This is a genomic window from Streptococcus sp. NLN76, assembly GCF_015686645.1.
Lineage (GTDB): Bacteria > Bacillota > Bacilli > Lactobacillales > Streptococcaceae > Streptococcus.
Map to the genome: position 1 here is coordinate 1 of NZ_JADPMS010000034.1, position 22,768 is coordinate 22,768.

General features: G+C 41.8%; 21 protein-coding genes and 1 pseudogene. 15 read left to right on the top strand and 7 right to left on the bottom strand.

Translation table 11 applies throughout. The features are described from left to right. Positions 1-172 (top strand): annotated as a pseudogene (locus tag I1A59_RS09695) (IS4 family transposase); the annotation flags it as partial. Between the two features lie 169 nt (positions 173-341). Further along, a complete protein-coding gene (locus I1A59_RS06950; RefSeq protein ID WP_210766471.1) occupies positions 342-980 on the top strand; it encodes an NAD(P)H-binding protein in 639 nt (212 codons plus the stop codon). A 215-nt stretch (positions 981-1,195) separates the two neighbouring features. Here I1A59_RS06950 and I1A59_RS06955 read toward each other — a convergent pair whose 3' ends face one another. Both I1A59_RS06955 and I1A59_RS06960 read right to left on the bottom strand, forming a co-directional pair. Beyond that, on the bottom strand, positions 1,196-1,501 hold the full coding sequence (locus I1A59_RS06955) for a bacteriocin immunity protein (protein WP_196092057.1): 306 nt from the start codon (positions 1,499-1,501) through the stop codon (positions 1,196-1,198). Between the two features lie 3 nt (positions 1,502-1,504). Then, positions 1,505-1,732 (bottom strand): garvicin Q family class II bacteriocin, encoded by a 228-nt coding sequence (locus I1A59_RS06960; protein WP_196092058.1) that lies wholly within the window; start codon positions 1,730-1,732, stop codon positions 1,505-1,507. A 253-nt stretch (positions 1,733-1,985) separates the two neighbouring features. Between I1A59_RS06960 and I1A59_RS06965 the strand changes: the two genes are divergently transcribed. After that, positions 1,986-3,386 carry a polysaccharide deacetylase family protein gene (locus I1A59_RS06965; protein WP_196092059.1) on the top strand — a complete coding sequence of 467 codons (1,401 nt, stop codon included), beginning with the start codon at positions 1,986-1,988 and terminating at the stop codon, positions 3,384-3,386. Between the two features lie 137 nt (positions 3,387-3,523). Here I1A59_RS06965 and I1A59_RS06970 read toward each other — a convergent pair whose 3' ends face one another. Then, the gene (locus I1A59_RS06970; RefSeq protein WP_196092060.1) at positions 3,524-4,132 is read right to left on the bottom strand and encodes a DUF975 family protein; all 609 of its coding nucleotides are present in this window, start codon (positions 4,130-4,132) and stop codon (positions 3,524-3,526) included. An 83-nt stretch (positions 4,133-4,215) separates the two neighbouring features. Next, positions 4,216-4,872 carry a uridine kinase gene (gene udk, locus I1A59_RS06975; RefSeq protein WP_196092061.1) on the bottom strand — a complete coding sequence of 219 codons (657 nt, stop codon included), beginning with the start codon at positions 4,870-4,872 and terminating at the stop codon, positions 4,216-4,218. Between the two features lie 96 nt (positions 4,873-4,968). Between udk and I1A59_RS06980 the strand changes: the two genes are divergently transcribed. The 4 genes from I1A59_RS06980 (at position 4,969) to I1A59_RS06995 (ending at position 8,793) form a co-directional block, all read left to right on the top strand. Next, positions 4,969-5,961 carry a Gfo/Idh/MocA family oxidoreductase gene (locus I1A59_RS06980; RefSeq protein ID WP_196092062.1) on the top strand — a complete coding sequence of 331 codons (993 nt, stop codon included), beginning with the start codon at positions 4,969-4,971 and terminating at the stop codon, positions 5,959-5,961. After that, positions 5,951-7,045: a DEAD/DEAH box helicase gene (locus I1A59_RS06985; protein ID WP_196092063.1), complete on the top strand. Its 1,095-nt coding sequence runs from the start codon at positions 5,951-5,953 to the stop codon at positions 7,043-7,045. Before I1A59_RS06980 ends, I1A59_RS06985 begins: the two co-directional genes overlap by 11 nt. Positions 7,046-7,166: 121 nt before the next feature. Then, complete coding sequence (locus tag I1A59_RS06990) at positions 7,167-7,973, top strand: ABC transporter substrate-binding protein (protein ID WP_196092064.1); 807 nt, start codon at positions 7,167-7,169, stop codon at positions 7,971-7,973. Between the two features lie 10 nt (positions 7,974-7,983). Then, on the top strand, positions 7,984-8,793 hold the full coding sequence (locus I1A59_RS06995; RefSeq protein ID WP_196092065.1) for a transporter substrate-binding domain-containing protein: 810 nt from the start codon (positions 7,984-7,986) through the stop codon (positions 8,791-8,793). 265 nt (positions 8,794-9,058) lie between these two features. On the opposite strand, the gene I1A59_RS07000 is transcribed toward I1A59_RS06995, so the two are convergent. The 3 genes from I1A59_RS07000 to I1A59_RS07010 are packed head-to-tail and all read right to left on the bottom strand — an operon-like array spanning position 9,059 to position 11,833. Further along, a complete protein-coding gene (locus tag I1A59_RS07000; protein WP_196092066.1) occupies positions 9,059-9,793 on the bottom strand; it encodes an ABC transporter permease in 735 nt (244 codons plus the stop codon). Beyond that, positions 9,783-10,688: an ABC transporter ATP-binding protein gene (locus I1A59_RS07005; protein ID WP_196092067.1), complete on the bottom strand. Its 906-nt coding sequence runs from the start codon at positions 10,686-10,688 to the stop codon at positions 9,783-9,785. The genes I1A59_RS07000 and I1A59_RS07005 overlap by 11 nt, the downstream gene beginning before the upstream one ends. Continuing rightward, a complete protein-coding gene (locus I1A59_RS07010; RefSeq protein WP_196092068.1) occupies positions 10,679-11,833 on the bottom strand; it encodes a ThiF family adenylyltransferase in 1,155 nt (384 codons plus the stop codon). Before I1A59_RS07010 ends, I1A59_RS07005 begins: the two co-directional genes overlap by 10 nt. 389 nt (positions 11,834-12,222) lie before the next feature. Here I1A59_RS07010 and I1A59_RS07015 point away from each other — a divergent pair, with 389 nt between their 5' ends. The 8 genes from I1A59_RS07015 to I1A59_RS07055 all read left to right on the top strand — a co-directional run. Then, positions 12,223-12,942: a LytTR family DNA-binding domain-containing protein gene (locus I1A59_RS07015; protein ID WP_196092069.1), complete on the top strand. Its 720-nt coding sequence runs from the start codon at positions 12,223-12,225 to the stop codon at positions 12,940-12,942. Next, positions 12,929-14,158 (top strand): GHKL domain-containing protein, encoded by a 1,230-nt coding sequence (locus I1A59_RS07020; protein WP_196092070.1) that lies wholly within the window; start codon positions 12,929-12,931, stop codon positions 14,156-14,158. Before I1A59_RS07015 ends, I1A59_RS07020 begins: the two co-directional genes overlap by 14 nt. 921 nt (positions 14,159-15,079) lie before the next feature. Then, positions 15,080-16,210, top strand: coding sequence for a radical SAM family heme chaperone HemW (gene hemW, locus I1A59_RS07025; protein ID WP_196092071.1), 1,131 nt, complete (start codon positions 15,080-15,082; stop codon positions 16,208-16,210). Positions 16,211-16,212: 2 nt separating this feature from the next. After that, entirely contained in the window at positions 16,213-16,950 is a 738-nt protein-coding gene (locus I1A59_RS07030) for an acyl-ACP thioesterase domain-containing protein (RefSeq protein WP_196092072.1), read from the top strand. Continuing rightward, positions 16,943-17,710 (top strand): TIGR01457 family HAD-type hydrolase, encoded by a 768-nt coding sequence (locus I1A59_RS07035; protein ID WP_196092073.1) that lies wholly within the window; start codon positions 16,943-16,945, stop codon positions 17,708-17,710. Before I1A59_RS07030 ends, I1A59_RS07035 begins: the two co-directional genes overlap by 8 nt. Continuing rightward, entirely contained in the window at positions 17,703-18,317 is a 615-nt protein-coding gene (locus I1A59_RS07040; protein ID WP_196092074.1) for a TIGR01906 family membrane protein, read from the top strand. The genes I1A59_RS07035 and I1A59_RS07040 overlap by 8 nt, the downstream gene beginning before the upstream one ends. An 868-nt stretch (positions 18,318-19,185) precedes the next feature. Then, positions 19,186-22,125, top strand: a complete 2,940-nt coding sequence (locus I1A59_RS07050) for a type I restriction endonuclease subunit R (protein WP_196092076.1) — start codon at positions 19,186-19,188, stop codon at positions 22,123-22,125. A gap of 144 nt (positions 22,126-22,269) precedes the next feature. Next, positions 22,270-22,768, top strand: a 499-nt coding sequence (locus tag I1A59_RS07055) for a transposase (RefSeq protein WP_196092077.1), incomplete at its 3' end; no start/stop codon positions are given.

Here is a 22,768-nt window from a genome sequence, read left to right on the forward strand (position 1 = left end):
CTGCTTTTCTGATGCTGTTTATGCCTGTAAACAATTTCTGAAAAACAGGCTCACTTCTTCTAAGTTGAAAACTTACATAGAAAGACATTTATCAATCATTCGTCCAGGTCGGACGTTTGAAAGGCGATTGAAAAATCAATCAGTAGTAAGTTTCACCTATAGAGTATCATAATTTTTAAAAAAGGGCACAAAAACCTTTATTTGGCGTGCACAAAAGGACCACATTTGAAAGTCTGATGTAATTATGAGCTTTCAAATGTGGTCTTATTTTAAATTCTAGGTCTTAACTTAATGACATTGTGGATTTATCCAAGGTTTTTTCTTGCAATCTTGGAGGTATCATGAAATTTGCAATAATCGGTGCTTCTAGCCGCATTGGTTTGGAAGCGATTGACTTAATTCTAAGTGAGACAGACTGGGATTTGAATCTTTTTCTACGGAATCAGGAAAAATTATCCCATGTGAATTTACCGAGTGATCGTGTGCATATCTTTGAAGGTAGTGCCGACAGTGTTGAGGATTTAGTACCGGCTCTGGAAGGAGTGGACTTTGTCTTCGCTAGTCTTGCAGGAGATATGGAAGCACATGCAAATGCCTTGGTTACTGCGATGAAAGAAGCAGGTGTGGCGCGCATGAGTTTTGTTACAACGCTTGGGATTCTTGATGAAGTCCCTGGTGCTTTTGGAGCATGGAATAATCAGGCAATTGGTGCTTATTTGCCCCCTTATCAGGCTGCGGCAGAGATTATTGAGGCTTCAGACTTGGATTACACCATTTTCAGACCTGCTTGGTTGACCAATCAAGCGGAAGTGGACTACGAGGTAACCTTGCGGGATGAGCCCTTCAAAGGGACTGAGATTTCTCGCCGCAGTGTAGCTGCAGCTGCGCTTGATCTGGCAAGAAATCCTGAGAAATACAGCCGTCAAAATATTGGTCTAAACAAACCAGGAACGGATGGTCCTAAACCTGCCTTTATGTAATACTCTTTGAAAATCAAATTTAACTGTTGTCAAGTCAGACAGTAGACTGTCTGCGGCTCACTTCCTAGTTTAAGATTGATTTTCATTGACTATAAGTTACGGGTGGCTATCCAACCATAAATCATGAAAACATCCCGTCAGTTCAACTGATAGGATGTTTTTTATGCATAGGACTGGTCTTTAACCATAGTTAAAAATCCAGTAGGAAGACTGCCTCACTTTAACCACAATCCGCTAGCCGCAATTAAGCCTCTTCCCAGATTTTCTTCGAAAAAACCAACGCTGGAAATCTCTTTGTAGAGCGCTGCGACTGGTGGACTAAGAGTTTTTTGGTGCTGAATGTTTTCAACAGATAATTGCCGAAGAGATTCGGCTAATTCCATCAGAAATCGTTTTTCATCATTTTTTTCAGAAAATAGATTTTTAAAGTGCAGTAAAATGTTTCGTTCCGATTCAGTTATCTTCGGATCAAGGATAAGATTGTAGATTTGGTTGTGGATGTTTTCAAAGTTTATTTTCATTCTCTACCCTCTATATCCTGGAAGGTAATAGCCTTGTCCGAGTGATTTTGCCCAACCAGTTGTGATTGTATTGGTGGTTGCCTCAAAAATCCCTTTCGTGACTATATAATCCCATTTACCATTTGGATAGCGACAGGAATAACCATTTGCTCCTTCCATTATAAATTTACAAGTCCCAGAGTTTCCTCCATATATATTTGTAAGCGTACGTGAATTGAGTTTTGTTAGCATAGATATAACCTCCATTAGATATAGTGAATCGAAAAGTGTCGATAGTAAGAGTGAGAGGATTGATTTAAATGTCAGAACAAAAGTGTAATTTTTTCTCTCTTAACTCTTCATTCGTAATCTTAAAGCTTTTCTAGAAAATCTTCAAGAAAAAACCAATCTTTAATTTCTTTGTGTGAAACAATAGAATCATTTGAATATTCCCTCTATCTATCGTACAATAGAGATTGTGAAACTAGGAGGGAGGGTTCGGTTTGTGAAGAAGATTAGTCCGAAAAATTGGTTGTTATTTGTGATATTTCTGGGAATGCTAGTGGCGGCTTTGTTGCTGTTGCCGATGATTCCTGAACAGTTTGATCGCTGGCAGGCTAGTTCTAAGATTGAGCAACTCAAGCAGGAGAATGCGGCCTTGGCTAAGGAGTCTAAGAGTGCCAAGCAATACGGTCGGATCGGTCAAGCCGAGGTGGTGGCTTACTATCCTAGCAATTTGGAATCCAGTACCAACCAGCAAATTCAGGACCTAATCTTAGCGGATACGCAGACCTTGAATCCTGAAGGGGAAGATAAGGATTTGAATGCCTTGATTTTTTATTTAGTGGATAAAGAAGAAGGGGCTTTTGCCAATACCCAGCAGGTTAAGCTGGTAAAAAGGGAGTATCCTGTATCTCCAACTTATGTAGGAACTGAGAAAGAGACAACTCTCGCTTCTTACTACTATACAGATGAAGGTGAACAACTTCGGATGGATCAGCTCTTCCAGGATCCTGAAGCAGCTCACTCCAAAATGCTGGATATGATCAAGGCCAACCTTTTATCTCAGAATTTAAATGCCAATCGTGTGGCAGAAGTGATCGAAAGTTTGCAATACACAGACTTAGCCGATTGGGATTTCTACTATGATAAGAAGAGCTTCTGGATTCAACTTCCTCAAGCAATTGGAGAGGTCAAGCAAGTAGCGGTGCCTTTAACGATTTTGTTTGATGTGGTCAATCCAGAGATGCTCAAAGGAGCGGATGCAGAGTCCTACCGGGCTTACATGGCTCCTTCGACCAAGAAGGTCATTGCTCTCACTTTTGATGATGGTCCGGATACCCAGCTCACACCGAAGCTGCTCGATATTTTAGACAAGGAGAAAGTTCCTGCAACCTTCTTTGTATTAGGACGGAATGTAGCTGGAAATGAAACGATTCTGCGCCGCATGAACAAACAAGGGTCAGAAGTGGCCAACCATACCTTTAATCATCCGAATCTACAGCTCATGACAACAGATGGTGCCTTGGCTGAGATTCGCGAGACGCAGAGTGAAATCAAACGAGCGACTGGTATTGATTCCAAGCTCTTCCGGCCGCCGTTTGGAAACTACACAGCTCAGACTCAACTGTATGCAGGACTTCCAACGATTTTGTGGTCCGTGGATACCTTAGATTGGCAGAACCACAATCCAGAGATGATTCTAGACCAGGTGAAGACCTATGCACGACCGGGGGGGATTGTCCTTATGCATGATATCCACAAAGAGACGATTGATGCGGTACCGGCAGTTATTGATTACCTCAAGGAAGAAGGTTATGAATTTGTGACCGTGACAGAATTACTCAAAGTCAAGGGCATTGATCCACAAGGAATTTACTATGACCGTGATGGTCTGATTGAATAACATACTCCGTTAGGTTATCTTTTATTACTGTGTTAGCTCGTCTTGCCATACTTGAGTATTGTCTACAACTCGCTGCTTTGTACTAAAAGCAAATTAGAAGACTAACAAAAAGCAAGGATTGATTTCCTTGCTTTTTGTTATAGCCCTAAAACTTCAGGTTTAGCCGCAGCCAATTCACGGTAAAAGGCTGCACGGGTTGTGTAAATATAAGGAGATAGCCAGAGGCTACCGATTCCAAAAGTTAGGATGGAAAGCAGAGCCCAGCCAATAAAACTAAGGTCTAAGAGAAAGAGGTCTAGTTTATGACCATCCATCAGAATCCGTGATTTGGTGATGGCTTCAGTTGGTTCGATGTCTTTACCTTGGGCGACCAAATCTTCAATAATATAGTTGGTCATGGAATAGGAATAGGACTTAATCAAACCTGGTACGATCAATAAGAGGGTCCAACAGAATAAGAAAATATACTGAAGGATACCGCTGATGAGGACAGGCATGAAACGACCTTGGCGGAAAGCAGTAAAGAATGCAGTGAAGATATTTTCTTCCTTTTGCTTGTCTAAAAGGTTAAGAAAGGCCATTTGAGCACTAGCGAAAAAGAATAAGGACAGGATTCCTCCAAGACCATATGTGAGCACACTAATGATTCCAGGTAAAAATGTTAGCAACATGGTTAAGCCAACTGCCCAAGTCCAGTTGCCAGCCAAAGCTTCCTTGGCTTGATTTTTTAACAGTGTTCGATTCATGAAATCCTCCAAACAATTGTACAGTGGTTAGTATAGCAGAATTGGTAGCTTTGTCAAGATATGAAAAAGACCAGGCATAAGGCCTAGTCCTTGTTTCTCTCATATTCCTCTGATTCTGTTTCGCTTAGAATAGCAGCAATTTTCGTATTGATGAGGTCAATGGCAACTTTGTTGGTGACCCCTTCTGGAATAATGACATCCGCATAGCGTTTGGTAGGTTCGATAAATTGGTGATACATGGGTTTGACCACTTCAAGGTACTGTTTGATCACAGAATCTAAGCTGCGACCGCGTTCCTCAATATCCCGTTTAATCCGTCGGATGATACGAACATCATCGTCGGTGTCTACGAAGATTTTGATATCCATGAGGTCACGGAGACGCTTGTCTTCCAATACTAGAATTCCTTCAACGATAAAGACATCTTGAGGTTCTTGGCGATAACGGCGGTCGCTGCGGGTATGGGCAGTGTAGTCATAGGTTGGGATATCTACAGGTCGTCCAGCGCGGAGTTCGCTCAATTGTTCAATCATCAAATCTGTGTCAAAGGCTAGGGGATGGTCATAGTTGGTTTTGACCCGCTCCTCAGGAGTTAGGTGAGACTGATCCTTGTAGTAGGAATCGTGCTCAATCATGGCAATCTTAGCATTTGGGAAATTGGACAAGATGGCCCGAGATACACTGGTTTTTCCGCCACCGGATCCACCTGTTACACCGATAATGATTGGTTTTTTATGCATGAAATCGTCCTCTCTATTTTTCCTATTCATTGTACACTATTTTCCCTGCTATGTCAGTAGCCTGGACCATGTTATAATGGAGTGAGGTGAAAAAATATGATTACATTTGGAATTTTAGCAACCAGCCCGATTGCCCATGAGTGGATGAAGGCTGTGACAGTAGCAGGGGGCTATAAACTTGGTGCGGTTTATTCACGAAGTCTTGAGAAAGCCCAAGCTTTTGCGGATCAATATGGTTCGGAGATAGAGACTTACGACTCTTTGGAGTCCTTCCTCGCGGATCCCAAACTCGACTTGATTTACATCGCCTCGCCCAATGGCCTTCATTTCCAACATAGCCGCTTGGCCCTTGAAGGTGGAAAACATGTCGTGGTGGAGAAACCAGCAGTTTTACGTCCTTTTGAGTGGGCCAGCTTATTTTCTTTGGCCAAGGAAAAAGGGGCTATGCTCTTTGAAGCAGCACGGAATGTGCATGAAAAGGCTGTAACCCTTGTTTCCGATTTTTTGAAAGATCAGGAAATCTTGGGAGCTAATCTGCGTTATGGCAAATACTCTTCTAAAATGCCCGCCCTATTAGCCGGTGAGTTGCCCAATGTCTTTTCTGCTACATTTGGCGGTGGTGCCTTGATGGACTTGGGGATCTACCCTCTCTATGTGGCCCATTACTGGTTTGGGAAACCTGATCAGGTTTCTTATCAGGCTCAAAAATGGGATTGGGATGTCGATCTGGCAGGTCAGGCCAACTTGGTCTACCCAAGAAGTTTGGTGACGATCCAGACTGCAAAAAACTACACGACTTATCTGCCAAGTGAGATTTATACCAGCCAGGGAACCTTGATCTTGGATTCGGTAGAAGAGATCAAGTCTATTCGCTTTCGAGATTTGGCTGGTGAGGAAGAAATTATTCCTGTTCAAGCTGCCAGTCACCAGATGGCAGAAGAGGCTGAGGATTTTGCGCAGATCATTGAGAACGAAGATTGGCTTGCTTGGGAAAAATGGGCACAGCTGGCCCTTGACGTCCATGAAACGATTTGGAAATTACGCCAAGATGCGGCTATTGTATTTGAAGGAGACCAAGATGTTGAATAATTTTCCCCAAGTCTGGCAGGAACGCTGGCAGGCTGACGGCTTTGACCAAGCTACGCCAATTCAGGAAGCACTCTGGCAGCCCATTCAAAATGGAGAATCGCTGCTAGGGATTAGCCCAACTGGAACAGGAAAAACACTGGCTTATTTATTGCCACTCTTATTAAAGGTGCGAAAAGGCCAAGGGCAGCAGGTGCTCATCTTAGCTCCTAATAGTGAGTTAGCAGGTCAGATTTATGAAGTGACACAGGCTTGGGCCCAAGACTTGGGCCTTAAGACACAACTCTTTTTGTCCGGTTCTAGCCAAAAACGGCAAATGGAACGCCTGAAGAAAGGGCCTGAGGTCTTAATTGGAACCCCCGGACGGGTTCTAGAATTGGTTAAACTCAAAAAAATCAAATTACTGTCTATTGATACCATTGTTCTGGATGAATTTGACCAGTTGTTGAGCACTTCCCAATTACCGTTTGTGGAGCGTCTGTTGACCTATGTGCCTAAGACCCACACCCATATCTATATGAGTGCGACTCAGGGGATTCCGATGGACCAGCTGCAGGAAGGCACGCGCCTGATTGCCCTCGGTCAAGAAGAAAAATCCAGTCACTTACAGCACTTCTACATGCAAGTGCCCCAACGTGAAAAAGTGGCGACCCTCCGGAAACTCTTAGCAGTGGATGACTTTCGAGCCCTGGCCTTCTTCAATGCCCTATCAGATGTGGGCAATGCGGAGGAGAAGCTCCAGTACCATCACTTGCCAGCCTATTCCTTGGCTAGTGATATTAATGTACAGATGCGTAAACAAATCTTGGATCGTTTTAAAGATGGCTCCATCTCTCTCCTCCTAGCAACCGATTTGGTAGCCAGAGGAATTGATATCCAAGGTTTAGACTGTGTGATTCAGGTGGATTTGGCACGGGATAAGGATACCTATACCCACCGGGCTGGACGTACCGGCCGCATGGGGCGACCAGGTTCTGTGATCACCTTTGTCAGCCATCCCCAGGAATTGAAACAACTTAAAAAATATGCAAAGGTTTCTGAAATTCAATTAAAAAACCGAGAATTATTTTTGGTAGAGGAAGATTAAAAAGCTGTTTGGGCCTTGTCCCAAACAGCTTTTTTCAGAAAATCGAAGTTTTTTCAAAAACATCTTGTAAATTATACAAAAACTATGTATAATATTCACATCAAACAAGAGGAGATACAAGATGAACGTAAAAAATATTCTTAAAGGAATGGCTGTTTTAGGCTTGGGTCTTAGCTTGGCAGCCTGTGGTTCAAGCACTGCTTCAACACCAGAAGCCATTAAAGAAAAAGGGAAATTGGTCGTCGCAACCAGTCCAGACTATGCTCCATTCGAGTTCCAGACTTTGATTGATGGGAAGAACCAAGTTGTGGGTGCAGATATTTCTTTAGCTCAGGACATCGCCGACGAATTGGGGGTCGAGCTCGAAGTTTCAACCATGAATTTTGATAATGTGCTATCGACCCTTCAGAGTGGGAAGGCGGATCTAGCCATTTCTGGTCTGACCAGCACGCCAGAGCGGGAAGCCGTTCTCTCCTTCTCAGATTCTTACTATGAGAATGGGCATTCGCTCCTAGTTCGGGCGGAAGACAAGGATCAATACCAATCTTTGGATTCTTTCAAAGGAAAAAAAGTGGCGGCGCAAAAAGGTTCGATTCCAGAACAAATGGTGAAGGATCAGTTAGCGGACGCGGAATTGGTGTCCCTCCAAGCCATGGGAGAGGCCATTAATGAATTGGTCGCTGGCAAGGTGGATGCTGTAGCCATTGATGAACCTGTTGCCCTAGGTTATATCAGCCAAAATAAGGCTTTAGCAATCGCCCAAGCTGGGCTAAAGTCCGATGAGTCTCAAGGTAACGCGGTTGCCATGCAAAAAGACAACAAGGAATTGCAAGAAGTCGTTAACAAGGTCATTGCCAAGGTTAAAAAAGATGATAGCTATACCAAATATTTGGAAGAAGCAAGTAAGTACACGGTAGTAGAAGAATAGGAGTAAGACCATGCAATTAAAAACGGTATTGAAAGGTGTTGGGATTCTGGCTCTAGGCTTGGCCTTAACAGCCTGTGGTTCTAGTAGTTCAGGGTCTACCCCTGAAGCGATCAAGGAAAAAGGGAAGCTGGTCGTCGCAACCAGTCCAGACTATGCTCCATTCGAATTTCAAACCCTTATCGATGGTAAAAACCAGGTTGTCGGAGCGGATATTTCCTTAGCACAGGACATTGCGGATGAACTTGGGGTTGAATTAGAAGTCTCAACCATGAGCTTTGATAATGTTTTGACCAGTGTAACAGGCGGCAAAGCTGATCTTGCCCTCGCCGGCCTCTCCAAAACACCGGAACGGGAAGAGGTGGTCACCTTTTCGGATTCATACTATGAAAACGGACGGGTCCTGTTAGTCCGAGCTGAAGACAAGGAAAGTCTCAAAGATTTAGAAAGTTTTAAGGGCAAAAAAGTAGCCGCTCAAAAGGGAACCCTCGAAGAACAATTGGCAAAAGAGCAAGTGGCTTCCGCTGAATTGGTTTCTCTCCAAGCCATGGGTGAAGCCATCAACGAATTGGTTGCCGGTAAAGTAGATGCAGTAGCCATTGACGAAGCCGTAGCTCTTGGCTATGTATCGCAAAATAACAAATTGGCGATTTCAGACGCGGCGCTGAAAACCCAAGAAACCGTCGGTACAGCCGTTGCTATGCAAAAAGACAACAAGGAACTCCAAGAAGTTGTCAACAAGGTCATTGCTAAGGTTAAAAAAGACGGTAGCTACGCCAAGTATTTGGAAGAAGCAAGTAAATATACGGTTGTAGAAGAATAAGGTTAACTGATTAGTCTAATACTCATTGAATTTCAAATTCTGACTTTGTCGAGCCTCTTTGATGCGTGCACGCACTACCGTCATAGTCTTTCCTTGTTATTTTTTGAAATTCTGAGAGTATTTTGATTGAAATTAGTTAAGTCTGAGTTAAGGGAATAAAACGAAGGAAAAGAAAAAAGGGACCGATTCTTGTTTTTGAGTCAATACAGTCCCTTTTTTCTTATATTAAAAAGTTTAGTTGTCTATGGGATACAGTTCTTAAATATTAGAACCTTTTTTTCAACTGCTTTAGGGAGATTACTGAGCAGGTGAGTAGCCAAAATACTACAATTCCAACCTTGGGCCAGGCGATGTCTTGATTTTGAAAGAATGTATTGCGAATTAAATCTCCCGAAGGAACGAAGGGCAGGAATTGATAGATTGCAAGAATTGCAGCAGGTATCCGTTCAGCTGGGTATAGAATCGGTGCGAAGAGTAAACCAATCATCAAGATAATTTGTGTCATTAAAATTGTTAAACTAGGACTAGTAGCATAGGCAATAGAAAAACCAAGGCTAATCATCGTTACAAGTATGAGATAAAGGACCAACAGACCTGACCAACTAAAGGTAGGTAGGATCCTAAATTTTAAAAATACTACTAAGAAAGAAATACAGACACCGGGAATAGCCGAAAGGCTCCATATAAGTATATCTGAAAGAAGGATAAGTTCTCTATTTACAGGAAGGGTTTTTACATAGGTTACAAGTCCGTTTTCTTTATCATTTGTTAAGGTCTGTGGAGCGATCGTTGTCCCGATGGTCACCATCCCCATAGTAATTGCACCAGATGCCAGGTAAAGATTAATTTGATCATCCGCTTGTGGTATGATCTGCGAGTAACCAAATGTTAGAGCCAAGGTCATCAGTAGTTGAAAAATGCAGCACAGTAGCAATAAATTCCTGTTTCGGATGTAGCTCCAGCTCATCAAAGCTAATAGTTGTTGTCGCTTACTGGTCATCGTTCATCTCCTCGTATTGGTCATTTAAGGTTACAGTTGTTATGCTGTAATGGCTAATTTCCTCTCTTTCAATTTTTTTCGTCATCCACGTTAGAACCTGTGGTACCTCTCCATTATCTGCTCGGACTTCAATCTGACCATCTTCTTTGTGAATGAAGGAAAGTGGGAAATCCATTAACACGTGAAGGTTTTGAGGAAGAAAACTGATCTTTATTTTAGCTTGATGGGAGAGTTTTTTAACAGATCCTGCTGCTTTAATTTGTCCTTGTTCCAATAGATAAAAACCGTCAGCATATTGTTCCACCTCAAGAATATTATGGGTAACAACGACTACTATATGTCCGCAAGCCGTTAATCCTTGAAGGTAAGACCAAAGTAACTTACGACGGATGGGGTCAACATCATTGGTCGGTTCATCTAAAAGTAGGATGGGAGGGGGAGCGATGACGGCCATCGCAAAAGAGGTTAGACGCTTGAGACCACCAGATAAATGATCCCCAGATTTGTTTTCCCATTTCCGAATATCTAGAGCGTCTAAAATGTGCGACACCTGCTCTTCTAATTCTGAACCTAACAATCCCCGAATTTTGCCAATTGCACGAACTGCTTGGCGGATTGAAACGCCTTTTAGAGGGGCATGCAACTGGGGCATCATTGCTACCTTCATACGTGCATCATCGGGATTTATTGTTAGGGATTGATCCTCAAACAGTACTTGGCCTGAAGTCGGCTTAACGAGACCTACGATCTGATTGAGTAGGGTCGTTTTTCCTGCTCCGTTATGACCGATTAAAGCAGTTAACTGACCAGCAGGGAAAGTACACGTAATATCTTTGTTTGCGAAAAACTGTTCTTTTTCATACTGTTTGGATAGATGTTTAATTTCTAAGTCCATGTTTCATACTCCTTTTCATCGCTATAGTATGAAAAGATTTCCCAGTCTTCCACATTTCCGTCTCCACATGTAGGACAATCTTCTTCGTAGCGGGGCCATGGATCATGGCAGAATGAAGCTCCATCTTCAAAGTTTACTTCAAATTGTGTACTTAAACTCATCGGTGGTGTGTAATTTGTGAGAACCCTGACGAATTCGTCTGCAAGTACTGCACTTAATTGAAAAATAGCTGGTCCATAAGCAATTGTAGGCGGAGAAAAATTTATTTTTTGAAATCCTAAAAACTGCCCTACAAAATTTGGCGAAGTTTTTGTATAGTGAATGTTCAAGCAATCAAAACAACCGGTTATTCCGGGAATAACAGAATAGATGCGTCCTCTACTTATCTGAGAACCACCAAATATACAAGGAACTCCTGCCTTGATGATAGCTTCATTTACACGTCTCTGTGCGGTAAAAGGAGGCTCATCCATGACGCAAATCACAATTGTCGCTTTAGATTCTAAAATAAGTTCATACACATCAGCTGAAGATTCTATTTTTTTTGTAATAGCTTTTAATGCGACAGACGAGTTCATTTTTCGAAACTCTCTTTCGGCAACTTTTGCTTTACTCAAACCAATATCGTCTTGCTTATAGAGAAGTTGACGTCCTAAATTACTCAGCTCGACAGTGTCGTAGTCTACGATTGTCAGTTGTTTGGGTCCTAAGCCAGCTAGTAAGGTTAAAACATTTGCCCCACCTCCCCCTAGCCCAAGCAGTAGAACGGAACTCTCGTTAATGTTTCTCTGTATATCTATACATTTGTTAATATCCTTTAAATATCTACGGAAATAATGAATATTTGGAATATATCTATCGTCAATTATTGGGAGCTCACAATATTCTTCTAAAACATCTGCTTGATCCAATAAATCAATTCCAAATTCGATATCCTCAGTCGTTAAAGTAGGATACATTTCTTTTAGATTCTCAATCACAAGGGATAGTGGTTTTCCATTTAGTTGATTTGCTAAGGCCAACAGCTGTCCTGAAGGGTCTACAAATTCTTTCGTAATACCTAACTGAGCTCCAATTCGAAAAACGGTCTCATTTATTGAATAGATAGGGTAGATATTTTTTACGCATGGTCTTTTAAACTTCATCGTACTTCCTCCTATAGTCTTTTAGTTTATCTTTTATTACTGTGTTAGCTCGTCTTGCCGTACTTCAGTACTGTCTACGACTCGCTGCCTTGTACTAAAAGTAAACTAAAAGACTATAAATGATAATCTTGGATAGAAAAAGGGGATTAGAAATCTGTGATATTCCTAACCCCATGGTTTTCTTCATTCCTAGAAAACAACCCACAGAACATCACCAGCCTGAATAGGCTCACGAACTTTTGCCTGTCGCATATCCCCATCTCCTTTCTATATTTTCCTTATTTTATCTTTTTAATGAGTCGCCATAGATTCTTATGTAAAAAACTGCAGATTTTATGTCATTTTTGGTATAATAAAATCAATAATTTATCAAGGAAGGTGGATTTATATTGCTTAAACTAGCCATTTGCGATGATAACCCTCAAGCAAGTACGATAGTCGAATGTGCGCTAGCAGAGAATTTTTCAGAAATAGACTATACGTTAGATATTTATGAAAAACCTGAAAAATTATTGCAATCTGGGGCATCTAATTACCATCTTCTTTTTTTAGATATTGAACTGGGTTCACAGTCAGGTATTGATGTTGCTGCGAAACTGCGCAAACAAAATCCGGATATTCTGATAGTCTTTCTAACAAGTCATCGTGAGTATATGGAAAAAATTTTTCCACTTCAACCCTTTGATTATTTATTAAAACCACTAGCATTAGAACGTCTTAAACAAGTGATGGAGCGGGCGGAACAAGTTTTAGTCCTAAGTAAACGATTTTTTACTTTCTCCTACAATCATGTTCATTATAATCTACACATGATGGAGATTTTATATTTCGAAAAGGAAGGGCGTAAACTTGTCATTCATACTTTGACAGGAATCCATACTTGCTTTATGTCCACTAAGGAAGTATTAGAGCAAGTTGCAAACTATTTTGTGCAGTCTCATAATTCTTATATCTTTAATGTTCAGTATTTTTATAAACTTGAGGGAGGGAATGTCATCTTATCTCATCCAGATGGTCGATGGAGCTCCTTACCAATTAGTCGGAAGTTTCGTAAAGAACTTCCAAATCAGATCTTTCAAATTTTAAGGAAGCTAAATGGTTTTAATTAGTCTGTTTCATATTTATACAGCTATCGCAAATATCTTTATGATGGGTTACTTTTTCTATCAAGAATCCTATTCAAAATTCCCAAACTGGAGACAGATTCTGTTTTTAGTAGGACTAGTAGGAGTGGAAGTCTATGTCTACTATCAAGATCTATCATTAGCGGCTATCGTTTCTATCCTTTGTGGAGGGGTCGCGAATCTCTATTTAGCTCGTATCTACGGACATTCTTGGAAACAAGGTGTGTTTTGGACATTTTTCTTTTTAGCTCAAAGCTTACTTCTAGAGAGCTGTTTGGCACTAGTTCTGATGAATTTTATTGCCAATTTGTACACCATTGAAAGTCTTTTTATCTACATCAATTTACTGATTTTACTGGGAGCACTGCTAACTTTTTTCTTAAAACAATTTGTACGTCCAACCGAGGGAGGTGCTAGCATATTAAGATTGACCATTGTTCCAATCATTACAGCAGTTCTCCTATTTTTGGAATTGACGCAACAACAAAACAGACTCATTTTAACTTTTGGCCTGCTCATCATTAATGGACTTGTACTTTTCTTCTATGATTGGATGCAGAAAGAAGAAGTGGAGCGCATTCGAATACAATCAGAAATGGAGAGATGGGAAGGACTGCTAGAGAGCGCTAAGGCTACTCGGGCACTCAAACATGATTTGAAAAATCATCATGTGACCCTCCTTGCTCTTCTGCAGGAAGAGAAGTATGACCAAGTGAAACAGGTTCTGGGGCAAAATCTAGCTAGCTTGGAATCCTCAGAAACTTTTTATACGAACGACGGTACTTTGAATTACTTGCTCAATCAGAAACAGAGTGAGGCGAAAAAAGTTGGTGTAGAGGTCCGTATCCATTGTCTCTTGCCTGAGAATATAGCGCTTAATCCGAATATCATTGCAATTCTCTTGGGGAATCTACTGGATAACAGTATTGCGGCAGTTGCTCGGCTTGAGACTGCTGCTTCTCCTATAGAGTTACAGATTTACTATTTTAAAAACAAGTTAACGATTGCCATCCAGAATCCTTTTGATATTAAAGAAAAAAGCAGCCGTGTCCACCGTCAAAAGAGTGGTCTTGGAACGAAAAATATTCGAAAACTCGTCAGTAATAACGGTGGTCTTTACCATCAAGAAACTGATGGCCCTTTCTATAAGGTTGAAATTATTTTCCCTCGTGTGGATTTAGTTACAAGTGTGATCAACTAACTTTTCTGCTGCTTTTTAAGCATTGTAGGTTACAACTTTTGTCTTCAGTTCCATTTCTAGATAAGATTAAGTCTATTTTTAAGGTAATGGAAGAAAGTTAGAACATGCTTGTTGAAGAATGAATATGCAGAGGTTAGATGCTCCCAGTCTTTGGTTTTTATTTAAATACGTATTACACGTATGGCGTGCTTTTCTTGTCAGGAGATAAAATCACTATGCTTATGTCGAAAAAGAAAATGGTTGCGCTACTTTCCTCTCATGGCTGGAAAAAGTTAAGGAAAGAAAAGAATCTCATGTAAAGATGGATAAATCTGGTCAGAGACTTATACCGATTCCCAGATGGGGAGATCGATTGGGAAATGAATAAGGGTTAAACTTTTCTAAAACTCTATCAGAAGCGATAGCTGAGAAGAAATTACAGAATTTTTAAATAGGTTTTTGCTTGAAATATTAGACTTCCTGCGAAACTAATGTATATGATCCAATTTCACAGCAGGATATATCGCATAACCACACTGAAATATCTTGTGACTCAGTCTTTTTTCAAATGATAACTCCGATGAATCTCAAGTTCCGTCAGTGTTTTGCAGGAAGTCTAATGATAGAAATGAAGGGAGTATAGATGAATAAAATACGTTTTTTGTTAAAAGTATAAGCGTTGCTTCCCTATCGCTTAATGTACATGGAAGCTCCATTCCAAAAACTCTTGATTAGGCAGCGAAAATGAATCTTAAAAAATTGAGAATGATTGATAAAAGATTGGGGATGACATAAGAAGGTAGAGATCGTATTGGCTGAACTAAATTGTTTTGTATAAAGGCGCAGTACCTCAAACATTAGATGTAGACTCTAGTGATTAGGGTCTTTTTTGATATCCGAAAGGGCTATCTGAATGTATAAATTTATCGTATAATAGAAAGCATGAATACTAAACCAAGGGCAGCTTATGTCCATATACCTTTTTGTACACAAATATGCCATTACTGTGATTTTTCTAAGGTCTTTATTAAGAACCAACCGGTAGATGATTATTTACGGGCTTTGATGGAGGAGATTCGGGCTTATGAGCCGGGGCCTGTAGATACGCTTTATATCGGGGGTGGAACGCCGTCAGCTTTGTCGGCACCGCAATTGGAGTTCCTCTTGGAAGGCTTGGCGTCGATTTTTGATATTAGCCAGGTGCAGGAGTGGACCTTGGAGGCGAATCCGGGGGATTTGTCTCAGGATAAGATTGATGTGATGGCCAAGGCGGGCTTGAATCGGATCTCGCTTGGAGTTCAGACGTTTGATGATCGAGAATTACGGCAGATCGGTCGGATGCACCAGGAGAAGGATATTTATGAAAGTATCGATCAGCTCAAGGCTGCAGGTTTTCATAATATTTCCATTGACTTGATTTATGCCTTGCCCAATCAAACCATGGACCAAGTTGTCACCAATGTGGAGAAGGCTTTGGCCTTGGATATTCCCCATATGAGTCTCTATTCCTTGATTTTGGAAAATCATACAGTCTTTATGAACCGGATGCGACGGGGACAACTGAATCTCCCTCAGGAGGATTTGGAAGTGGATATGTTCCACTATATTATCAATCGGCTCAAGGAGGCGGGCTTTGATCATTATGAGATTTCCAATTTTTGCCGGCCTGGTTATGAGAGCCGTCACAATCTCATGTATTGGGATAATGCAGAGTATTACGGTCTAGGAGCAGGAGCTTCGGGCTATTTAAATGGCGTTCGTTACCGAAATCATGGTCCTATCCGCCATTATTTAGAGGCGGTTGCGGCTGGAGATGCGCGTGTCTATAAAGAAGAACTCAGCCTCAAAGAACAAATGGAAGAAGAGCTTTTCCTTGGACTTCGCAAACGGTCCGGGGTTTCGATTCAGCGATTTGAGCAGAAGTTTGCGCGTTCTTTTGAAGAAGTCTATGGTAAAGTCGTAGCCAAATTGCTGGAGGAAGGCTTACTGATTCGGGAAGGGGATCGGCTTCGAACGAGCCAGAAAGGGCTCTTTTTAGGAGATACAGTAGCCGAACGATTTATTCTGGAGTAGATATGGGAAAAGTTTTTCAAGAACGAGTTCCAATTCGATTTGAATGGGTAGATAGGACAGGTCGAATTTCCCTGCCTCGTTTTATCAGTCAATTATTGCAATTTTCTGGTAGGCAATCACAAGCGCTGGGGATTTCTGACCAGGACTTGGCTGACCGCTATGGCTTGGCCTGGATTGTCTTGGAGCACCAAGTTACGGTCACGCGCCTGCCTGGTTTAGATGAGGAAGTTATTCTAGAAACCGAGGCCTTGTCCCACAACCGGTTTCTCTGTCATCGGAGCTTTCGGGTGCTGGATACATCCGGTCAGGTCTTGCTGGAGATGCAGTCCTTGTTTGCGCTTTTAGATTTGTCCAAGCGAAAACTCAGCCGGGTTCCAGAGGAGCTGGTCCAGCGCTATGGCTCGGTTTTCCAAAAACGGGGACTGAACCCCCACTCTTTTGAGGCATTGGAGCAGTTTGAAGAGGTGACCCATCCCCTTCATTTTTTCAATATAGATCGGAATGGGCATGTCAATAATGCACATTATTTGGAGTGGGCTATGGCCAGCTTGGGTTTTGATTTTTTGGAGCAGCACCAAGTTGAGCGCGTGGCGATTAAGTATGTGAAGGAAATTCGGAGAGCCGATGAGGTTGTCGTGCAGACGCAGGTAGAGGGTCGGCGGTCGCGCCATGAAGTCTATGCTGATGGCGATTTGCGGGCTCAAGTTGAAGTAGAATGGAGAGAGAATCAAGATGTATAAGGGATATTTGTTGGATTTAGATGGGACCATTTACCGGGGCAAGGAGCTGATCCCAGAGGCGCGTGATTTTGTCCAGGAGTTGCAGAAACGGGATATCCCCTACCTCTTTGTGACCAATAACACCACCCGCCGCCCTGAGGCCATCCAGACCATGTTGGCCGAGCGCTTCGGCCTCTCGGTCCCCCTCTCTACCATTTATACCGCTAGTCTTGCGACAGTGGATTATATGTTGGAGAAAAATTTAGGGAAGACCGCCTACGTCATTGGTGAGGACGGGTTAAAGGCAGCCATCTCCGAAGCCGGTTTTGAAGAAGATCCTCTTAACCCAGCCTATGTGGTGGTCGGATTGGATACTGATTTAACCTATGAGAAGGCTAAAATTGCCAGTCTAGCTATCCAAAATGGTGCCCATTTTATCGGAACCAATCCAGACCTGAATATCCCTACAGAAGAAGGACTCTTGCCAGGCGCTGGTTCCCTCGTTCGGTTCATCCAAGCCAGCACCCGGGTGGAACCTGTCTATATCGGCAAACCTCAAGCCATTATCATGGAAAAAGCCTTGGAACGCATTGACTTGACCAAAGAAGAAGTGGTTATGGTCGGGGATAATTACATGACCGATATCCGAGCAGGGATCGATAATGGCATTGCCAGTCTACTAGTTCTGACCGGATTTACCCAAGCAGAAGAAGTACCTGACTTGCCAATCCCCCCAACCCATGTGGTGGCTTCCCTAGCGGAATGGAGTTTCCATGAATAGGCGGATTCTGGGCACAGGCCTGATTCTCGTGTTTTGGGGCCTGTCTGCCTCCATTCTGTTAACCATCCTGGCTTTTGATCTAGGCTACCCCCTCTTTCTAGAGGTCTGGGATTTACCAGGTAGACTAGGCAGGCCAGCCCAAGATTTAGCTCGGCAAGTAGACGTTCTGATGGATTACCTAACCCTGCCCTGGGTGACAGAATTGAAGTTTCCAGACCTACCCTCTTCGGAATCAGGACTCTACCACTTTTTCGTGGTTAAACTCCTCTTTCATTTCTGCCAATTGGTTTTTCTCGGAACAAGTATTGGAATGGTGATCACCAAACCTTGGCGCTGGTTACCCTCGTCTTGGTACCGAACGTGGATCCTGCTTCCACTAGGCCTTGCTTTTTTAGCAGTCTTAGTCGGATTTGACCAGTTCTTCATCTGGTTCCACCAAATCCTATTCCCAGGAGATTCCAGCTGGCTCTTTGATCCTGCAAAAGATCCGATTATTTTGTTACTGCCACAGGATGCCTTTATGCTCGCTTTTGTTTTCTGTGGAATCCTCTATGAACTTTATTTCCTTTCTTGGTACATTTATGCCAAAAGAAAAGAGCGCCGATAAATCTTCGACAACTCTTTGAGAAAAGTGTATACTGGAAAAGTAGAAAGTTACAAAGCGGGGCGAAAATCTGAATCTGGAGGTGATGCTTATGCAGGAACCACCTAGAAAGGAAATTCGCATGAGTGTTGAAGCTGCCATAGGGCTAATGCTTCAATTCGGGATCTTACTCCTGGCACTGTTGACATTTATTGTCTTATGTATTAACCATATGAACAAAAAATGACAAACAGCCGCTATGAACTTGACAGGTGATTAGCGGCTGTTTGTCGACAATCAATTTGTCCCGTCTTTACAACGGTCTACGATGAGGTTGAGTTAGCACCTCAACCTCTTTCATAACTAGTATAGCAAATGATTTTCTTAAAGGCAAAGAAATAGTGGTTGAAAGTGTATAGTCTTTTAGTTTACTTTTAGTACAAGGCAGCGAGTCGAAGACAGTACTGAGGTACGGCAAGACGAGCTAACACAGTATTAAAAGATAAACTAAAAGAGTATAAAGTCAACTCATTATCCTGAAAATCTAATAGGCCAGTTCCGTAAAGGGGCTGGTTTTTTGATTGTTAGGGGAGGGAGGACAGATCGATTGAAATTCCGATGAAGCCCCTCCTTAATTTTAGAAAGAGATAGACAGTTTGGACCGAATTCGATAAAATAGAAACAGACCTGTGCCTATATGCACTAGATATGAACTATAGGAGTATCTTCAGATGATGAAACGCCCAGCACACACACACACACATATATATATATATATATATATATATATAACTTAGTTTTAGTGAATTTTTTTGAAATACAAGATCAAACCTGCTCTTTATTAGGGCAGGCTTTTTGGCGTACCTCAAAAAGAAATGGGGTGGCCTAATTGGTGAAAGAAAACAAACCGCGATTAGAGTTGGAGTTTGAACAAGAACTGATTCGTCGTTTGACCTTAGGGGAAAGTCAATGGACCTATCGTCCAGACATTCGAGATGTAGAGGATTTATGGGAAAACTTTTTTAAAATCCTTGCTGCTAATAATGTTCGATATCTATCTGATCATCCATTAACGGAACAAGAAAAACATCAAATTAAAAACCAATTGAACTTTGCGAACTTCTATGAGGCTGCTAAATGGCTAGCAGGAGAGAATGGGGTCGCAAAAGTGATGGTTCAGAGGGAGGATGCCAGCCTTGGTCGGATTCGCTTAGTAGTGGTTCAGAGAGAGGATGTTGCTGGTGGTAAATCCTGCTACGAGTTAGTGAATCAGGTTGTGACCAAAGGAGAAGCCAGTCGGCAGAGACGAGGTGATGTGACTCTCTTGATTAATGGTTTACCCATGATTCAAATTGAGCTAAAATCTCGTTCTAAACCTTTCATGGATGCTTTGAGACAGGTGAGAAAATACGAGAAGGAAGGACAATTCAAGGGAATTTATTCATGCCTTCAAATGTTTGTTGTTTCCAATATTACGGAAACACGATACATAGCAGCCGCCAAAGATTCAAAGATTAACCCACAGTTTTTGACCAAGTGGGTCAGTAAAGAAAATCAACCCATGCCACATCTTTTCGATTTCGCTCAAGAGGTCCTGTCAATCCCAATGGCTCATCAAATGGTGATGCAGTATAGCGTCATCGACGATGATAAAAAGGCTTTGATTTTATTACGACCTTATCAAGTACATGCGATTGAAGCGATTAAGAAGGCCAGTCAAGAACAAAAATCAGGCTATATTTGGCATACTACTGGGTCTGGTAAAACACTGACTTCTTACAAGGTAAGTCGCAATCTCTTACAGATTCCAACTATTCGAAAAACGATTTTTTTGATTGACCGTACTGACTTGGATCAACAGACAACCGCAGCATTTGAATCCTATGCGGAGAACGATACTGTTGATATTGATCAAACAGATGACACACGTGAGCTGCTCAAGAATCTAGCTTCAGAAGACCAGCGTGTAATCGTTACGACCATTCAAAAATTAAATACCCTGCTTCGCCAGTTTGAGGAAGGGAGACATGCTGGTCAATTAAATAGAGTTCGAGAGCTAAAAGTGGCTTTTGTTGTGGATGAGTGCCACAGGGCTGTGACACCAGAACGCCAGCGCATCTTGGAAAAATTCTTTTTCCAATCACTCTGGTATGGCTTTACGGGAACGCCAATTTTCAAGGACAACAAACGGGAACAAAAAGGAGACCTGGCACAGACGACAGAGGAACAGTATGGTCCCTGTCTCCATCATTACACCATTAAAGAAGCGATACATGATAAAGCCGTCCTTGGTTTCCAAGTGGAGTACAAACGGACGATTACAAACATGGAAGAGGAGCTGATTGACGATACTGCTTACGATTCAGAAGAACACATGCTGGCCGTTTTAGACGCTATTCTCAATAAATCCCAGCGCAAGCTTGGCTTACATCAAGGTGTTGGCAAAAGCTATGAAGGACTTTTAACGGTAAAAACCATTGCGCGGGCGCAAGCCTATTACGATTTAATCCAAAAGATTAAGGCAGGTCAAACGAGTCTAAAAATTTCTAAATCCGTTCAAGAAAAACTTCCAGACTTCCCGAAAGTTGCGATTACCTATTCGGTGACGGAAAACGAAGAAATGTCCTCCTCAAACCAAGATCATATGGCTAAAACGCTAGCAGATTACAATGCCATGTTTGGGACTCACTTTGGAGTGGCTGACCTCTCCTCTTATAATTCTGATTTGAACGATCGGTTGGCACGGAAAAAAGAAAAATTTGCATTCCGTGAAGAACAATTGGATGTAGTTATTGTGGTCGATCGACTTTTAACCGGCTTCGATGCTCCCTGCCTATCAACCATTTTTATCGACCGCCAACCCATGAAACCACAGCATCTGATTCAAGCTTTTTCCCGTACTAATCGTTTATTTGACAAGTCTAAAGAATTCGGGCAAATCGTTACCTTCCAAACCCCTGATCGCTTTAAGGCTAAAGTGGACGAAGCTCTTAATCTCTATTCAAATGGCGGAGAAACAGCTGTTTTGGCTCCATCTTGGGAAGAGGAAAAGGCAAAATTCCTTGATAAAGTTGCTCAACTTCGAGAAGTTGCCCCAAGTCCGAATCAAGTTCCAGAATTGGAAAGTAGTGACATTGAATTGAAACGATTCGTCAAGGCTTTTCAAGAATTTGACAAAATCTTTGCCTCCGTTCAAGTCTATTCCGATTACGAACGAGAAAAGCTTTTGGAATCCGTAGGTCTTAGCCGAGAAGATATTGAAGACTATAGCGGTCATTACCAAAATATAATTGAAGAACTCCGTCAGCGCAAGCCTGAGGATGAAGAGGATACTGAACCACTTGATATCGAGTATGAACTGGAATCCGTTCGAACAGACGAAATCAACTACCATTACATTCTCTCGCTTATGGAAAATGTCGTTAACAACCAAGAAGACATCCTTTCCAAAGGAAAAGTTGTCGCAGACTACATCGCAGACTTAGGTAAAAATAACCGACCTTTATCCCAAGTGATGGAAGAATTCTGGCAAGAAGTCCAAGAAAATCCCCAACAATACAAAGGCCAATCCTTCGCCCATCTGTTTGAACAAAGACGAGAAGAAACCATCCGACAAAAAGTTCTTGATAAAGCAGCAGAATGGAGCATCGGCGCAGATGAATTACAATTCATTGTCGACTACTACCGCCCCGGCCAAGAAAATCAAATCGGTGAGAAAGACCTCATCGCCACCTATGACCACAAAAGTTATAAAGCTCAACACGGCGACCAAGCCCTCTCCCTTCTTAAATATAAACGAGCTGTTAACCCAAATTATTCATACCTAACTTAAAAACCTTCCAGAAACCGTATTGATCACAGGGTTTCTGGAAGGTTCTGCTTTTCACCCATTGGGTGAAACATTCGACTAGACAAAAGAGGATTTCCCCTTTATGATATAAGTGCAAACAAAACCACAAAAAGAAAGGAAATCCACATGTTCAGTCTAACAAATAATAATGCCAAAAACAATAATTTTTCTTTTGAGGGAGGAAATCTTACGAATTATGGCGGACTGATTCTCTTTAAAGAATTGTTTGAGGTCTTGAAGCTGGCTGAGTTAATTTCCAAATATTTAGTCACTAATGATCAACGCCATTCCCCTCTTTACTCAGACACAATGATTGTTATCCAACTCATTTTTCAAATTCTAGCGGGTCATGATACAGACTATGCCTGTCAAGAATTGAAAGATGATGCTTATTTCTATCAGCTACTAGAGTCGAAACAAGTAGCCTCTCAATCAACCCTGTCACGTTTCTTTTCACGTGCAACGGAAGAAACTGTTGAGGCTTTAAGACAGCTTAATTTTGAACTAATCCAACTCTTTTTACAATTTCATCAGTTGGATAATCTTATCATTGATGTCGATTCAACTCATTTTACAACTTATGGGAAGCAAGAAGGTTCGGATTACAATGCCCATTACCGTGCTA

What these genes read in the sequence shown, in the direction of transcription:
- I1A59_RS06950 (WP_210766471.1), top strand. Translation starts at nt 342, where the DNA reads ATGAAATTTGCAATAATCGGTGCTTCTAGCCGCATTGGTTTGGAAGCG.
- I1A59_RS06955 (WP_196092057.1), bottom strand. Translation starts at nt 1,501, where the DNA reads ATGAAAATAAACTTTGAAAACATCCACAACCAAATCTACAATCTTATC.
- I1A59_RS06960 (WP_196092058.1), bottom strand. Translation starts at nt 1,732, where the DNA reads ATGCTAACAAAACTCAATTCACGTACGCTTACAAATATATATGGAGGA.
- I1A59_RS06970 (WP_196092060.1), bottom strand. Translation starts at nt 4,132, where the DNA reads ATGAATCGAACACTGTTAAAAAATCAAGCCAAGGAAGCTTTGGCTGGC.
- udk (WP_196092061.1), bottom strand. Translation starts at nt 4,872, where the DNA reads ATGCATAAAAAACCAATCATTATCGGTGTAACAGGTGGATCCGGTGGC.
- I1A59_RS06980 (WP_196092062.1), top strand. Translation starts at nt 4,969, where the DNA reads ATGATTACATTTGGAATTTTAGCAACCAGCCCGATTGCCCATGAGTGG.
- I1A59_RS06985 (WP_196092063.1), top strand. Translation starts at nt 5,951, where the DNA reads ATGTTGAATAATTTTCCCCAAGTCTGGCAGGAACGCTGGCAGGCTGAC.
- I1A59_RS06990 (WP_196092064.1), top strand. Translation starts at nt 7,167, where the DNA reads ATGAACGTAAAAAATATTCTTAAAGGAATGGCTGTTTTAGGCTTGGGT.
- I1A59_RS06995 (WP_196092065.1), top strand. Translation starts at nt 7,984, where the DNA reads ATGCAATTAAAAACGGTATTGAAAGGTGTTGGGATTCTGGCTCTAGGC.
- I1A59_RS07000 (WP_196092066.1), bottom strand. Translation starts at nt 9,793, where the DNA reads ATGACCAGTAAGCGACAACAACTATTAGCTTTGATGAGCTGGAGCTAC.
- I1A59_RS07005 (WP_196092067.1), bottom strand. Translation starts at nt 10,688, where the DNA reads ATGGACTTAGAAATTAAACATCTATCCAAACAGTATGAAAAAGAACAG.
- I1A59_RS07010 (WP_196092068.1), bottom strand. Translation starts at nt 11,833, where the DNA reads ATGAAGTTTAAAAGACCATGCGTAAAAAATATCTACCCTATCTATTCA.
- I1A59_RS07020 (WP_196092070.1), top strand. Translation starts at nt 12,929, where the DNA reads ATGGTTTTAATTAGTCTGTTTCATATTTATACAGCTATCGCAAATATC.
- hemW (WP_196092071.1), top strand. Translation starts at nt 15,080, where the DNA reads ATGAATACTAAACCAAGGGCAGCTTATGTCCATATACCTTTTTGTACA.
- I1A59_RS07030 (WP_196092072.1), top strand. Translation starts at nt 16,213, where the DNA reads ATGGGAAAAGTTTTTCAAGAACGAGTTCCAATTCGATTTGAATGGGTA.
- I1A59_RS07035 (WP_196092073.1), top strand. Translation starts at nt 16,943, where the DNA reads ATGTATAAGGGATATTTGTTGGATTTAGATGGGACCATTTACCGGGGC.
- I1A59_RS07040 (WP_196092074.1), top strand. Translation starts at nt 17,703, where the DNA reads ATGAATAGGCGGATTCTGGGCACAGGCCTGATTCTCGTGTTTTGGGGC.